Consider the following 1,121-nt stretch of genomic DNA (forward strand, 5'->3'; position numbering starts at 1 on the left):
AACCGAACAGGCTTATGTCCACTGGGTTCGTGCCTTCATCCGTTTCCACGGTGTGCGTCACCCGGCAACCTTGGGCAGCAGCGAAGTCGAGGCATTTCTGTCCTGGCTGGCGAACGAGCGCAAGGTTTCGGTCTCCACGCATCGTCAGGCATTGGCGGCCTTGCTGTTCTTCTACGGCAAGGTGCTGTGCACGGATCTGCCCTGGCTTCAGGAGATCGGAAGACCTCGGCCGTCGCGGCGCTTGCCGGTGGTGCTGACCCCGGATGAAGTGGTTCGCATCCTCGGTTTTCTGGAAGGCGAGCATCGTTTGTTCGCCCAGCTTCTGTATGGAACGGGCATGCGGATCAGTGAGGGTTTGCAACTGCGGGTCAAGGATCTGGATTTCGATCACGGCACGATCATCGTGCGGGAGGGCAAGGGCTCCAAGGATCGGGCCTTGATGTTACCCGAGAGCTTGGCACCCAGCCTGCGCGAGCAGCTGTCGCGTGCACGGGCATGGTGGCTGAAGGACCAGGCCGAGGGCCGCAGCGGCGTTGCGCTTCCCGACGCCCTTGAGCGGAAGTATCCGCGCGCCGGGCATTCCTGGCCGTGGTTCTGGGTTTTTGCGCAGCACACGCATTCGACCGATCCACGGAGCGGTGTCGTGCGTCGCCATCACATGTATGACCAGACCTTTCAGCGCGCCTTCAAACGTGCCGTAGAACAAGCAGGCATCACGAAGCCCGCCACACCGCACACCCTCCGCCACTCGTTCGCGACGGCCTTGCTCCGCAGCGGTTACGACATTCGAACCGTGCAGGATCTGCTCGGCCATTCCGACGTCTCTACGACGATGATTTACACGCATGTGCTGAAAGTTGGCGGTGCCGGAGTGCGCTCACCGCTTGATGCGCTGCCGCCCCTCACTAGTGAGAGGTAGGGCAGCGCAAGTCAATCCTGGCGGATTCACTACCCCTGCGCGAAGGCCATCGGTGCCGCATCGAACGGCCGGTTGCGGAAAGTCCTCCCTGCGTCCGCTGATGGCCGGCAGCAGCCCGTCGTTGCCTGATGGATCCAACCCCTCCGCTGCTATAGTGCAGTCGGCTTCTGACGTTCAGTGCAGCCGTCTTCTGAAAACGACA

The 1,121-nt window shown here is 61.9% G+C and carries 1 protein-coding gene; it reads left to right on the forward strand.

Annotated elements, in window-relative coordinates; translation table 11 throughout:
• On the forward strand, positions 1-919 hold a 919-nt coding region (gene intI1, locus ACJBF3_RS26010; RefSeq protein WP_025766410.1), incomplete at its 5' end, for a class 1 integron integrase IntI1.
• Positions 920-1,121 lie beyond the last annotated feature (202 nt).

The organism is Enterobacter sp. PP-008-ECC_S150 (genome assembly GCF_045257065.1).
Taxonomy (GTDB): domain Bacteria; phylum Pseudomonadota; class Gammaproteobacteria; order Enterobacterales; family Enterobacteriaceae; genus Enterobacter; species Enterobacter chengduensis.